This is a genomic window from Achromobacter sp. UBA5777 (assembly GCF_002418565.1).
Taxonomy (GTDB): domain Bacteria; phylum Pseudomonadota; class Gammaproteobacteria; order Burkholderiales; family Burkholderiaceae_B; genus Achromobacter; species Achromobacter animicus.
In genome coordinates this window covers 1-656 of record NZ_DIEJ01000142.1, presented here as the reverse complement: position 1 = coordinate 656, position 656 = coordinate 1, and the positions used below count along the sequence as shown (strand labels likewise).

Genomic DNA, 656 nt, shown 5'->3' with positions numbered 1-656 from the left:
TGGCGCTGGAGATGCTGTTGCTGCGTGTGGCCGCCAGCAACGACGGTACGCCCGGGCCGGAGGCTTCGGTGCTGAAGATCCGCGGGTCTGAAATCCAGCAGGACCTGGCCATGCTGCAGATGGAAGTGGCGGGGCCGGACGCCTGGCCCTATGACCCCGACTGGCTGGTCGCGGACAACGATTTCCATGGCCCCGGTCCTGAGATGGCTGCCGCCGCCGGCGCCGGCTATGCCGATATGCGCAAGACCTCGATCTATGGCGGCACGACCGAAGTGCAGAAGGGCATCATCGCCCGCCTCGTGCTGGGCGTGTAGGCCCGCCGCGCAACCCCGACAGGAACACGACGCATGGATTTCATCTACACGGAAGAACAGCGCATGCTGGCCGACAGCCTGCGCCGCCTGGTGGACCAGGCATGGAGCTTTCCCCAACGGCGGGCCCGGCAGGCCGCGGGGACGCTGGACCGGCAGGCCTGGAGTGCGCTGGCCGAACTGGGCGTGCTGGGCTTGACCATTTCGCAAGACCACGGCGGCTTTGGCGAAGTGCCCGCCAGCCTTCTGCCGGTGCATGTCGAGCTGGGGCGCGGGCTGGTGTCCGAGCCGGTCATCCCGAGCGCGGTGATGGGCGCGGCGCTGGCGGACGCCTGCGGCGAGGCG

Annotated in this window: 1 protein-coding gene and 1 pseudogene (1 of these 2 running past the window's edge); both read left to right on the top strand. The window is 69.2% G+C overall.

The features are described 5' to 3' along the window. A pseudogene (locus tag B3446_RS11045) lies at positions 1-314 on the top strand (acyl-CoA dehydrogenase family protein); it begins 714 nt to the left of the window's first position. A 33-nt stretch (positions 315-347) separates the two neighbouring features. Further along, positions 348-656: acyl-CoA dehydrogenase family protein (locus B3446_RS11040; protein ID WP_291380916.1), on the top strand; the 309-nt coding region annotated here is incomplete at its 3' end.